Source organism: Rhodococcus sp. KRD175 (assembly GCF_017168275.1).
In the GTDB taxonomy this organism is placed as follows: domain Bacteria; phylum Actinomycetota; class Actinomycetes; order Mycobacteriales; family Mycobacteriaceae; genus Rhodococcoides; species Rhodococcoides fascians.
The window spans coordinates 1-1,269 of record NZ_JABFAQ010000077.1 but is presented as its reverse complement, the minus strand read 5'-3'; the positions used below and the strand labels follow the sequence as shown (position 1 = coordinate 1,269).

Here is a 1,269-nt window from a genome sequence, read left to right as displayed (position 1 = left end):
CACGGGACTGCCCCAGCTTTGGTTGACATCTGATCTGTGAGGATCGCTCCTCACGGTGGAAGGATGTTCACCATGCCGAAAGCATTTCCCGAGGAGTTCCGCCGCGACGTCATCGCCGTCGCACGCGAGGGCGAGGCCCCGTTGCGTCAGATCGCGAAGGACTTCGGAATCTCCGAAGGTTGCCTGCACCGCTGGCTCAAGATTGCCGATCGTGAAGACGGCGTCGTCCGTGACGGCCGGCAGAACCCTGGTGACGAGTCCGCTGAGCTGCGGGAGCTAAAGAAGCGCAACCGGCTGCTCGAGCAGGAAAACGACGTTCTGCGGCGAGCCGCCGCCTATCTGAGTCGAGACATACTCCCAAAATGATCTACCCGCTGGTCCTCGACCTTGCTGGCGACGGAGTACCCGTCACAGTGACCTGCCGGGTTCTCGGATTCTCCACCCAAGAGTTCTACAAATGGAAGAAACAGCCAGTCACGCAACGAGATTGGGATGATGCGCATCTGATCAACATTGCTCGTGAGATCCACGACGACGACCCCGCATTCGGCTACCGCTTCATCGCAGACGAACTACCCGACCGCGGGATCACCGCCAGCGAGAACCGGGTCGCGCGGTTGCGCTCACAAGAACGCATCTGGTCGGTGTTCTCGAAGAAGCGAGGCCTGAACAGGAAGGCCGGCCCGCCGGTCCACGACGACCTCGTCGACCGTCAGTTCACCGCCCAGGCCGCGGACGAGCTGTGGCTGACCGACATCACCGAACACCGCACCGACGAGGGCAAACTGTATCCCTGCGCGATCAAGGACGTCTGGTCGAACAGGATCGTCGGCTACTCGATCGACTCCAGGATGAAGGCCTCGTTAGCGGTGTCAGCATTGGATAATGCTGTGGCGCAAAGAGGCTCGGAGGGGACTATCGTGCATTCGGATCGCGGTAGCCAATTCCGATCCAGGAAGTTCGTACATGCACTGTCGCGCAATGGGTTACGAGGTTCTATGGGGCGGGTCGGGGCGTGCGGTGACAACGCCGCGATGGAGTCGTTCTTCGCACTCGTGCAGAAGAACGTCCTCGACCGCCAGCGGTGGTCGACCCGCGAGCAACTACGGCTGGCGATCGTGACATGGATCGAAAAGACCTATCACCGCAAACGCCGTCAACGGCGCCTCGGCAAGCTCACCCCTATCGAGTTTGAGACAATCAACCGGACCGCACACGCGGCCTGAATCGCTCAACCCCACTAGTCAACTGAAGTCGGGGCAGTCCCGA

At 60.8% G+C, this 1,269-nt stretch carries 1 protein-coding gene; it reads left to right on the top strand.

Annotation, left to right across the window (positions count from 1 at the left end):
- The first annotated feature begins 72 nt into the window (after nucleotides 1–72).
- Nucleotides 73–1,226, top strand: a protein-coding gene (locus tag J1M81_RS25860; protein WP_206499170.1) for an IS3 family transposase whose coding sequence is annotated in 2 segments (ribosomal slippage) — nucleotides 73–355 and nucleotides 355–1,226 — 1,155 coding nt in all. Because the reading frame shifts where the segments join, the coding sequence is not laid out codon by codon here.
- Nucleotides 1,227–1,269 lie beyond the last annotated feature (43 nt).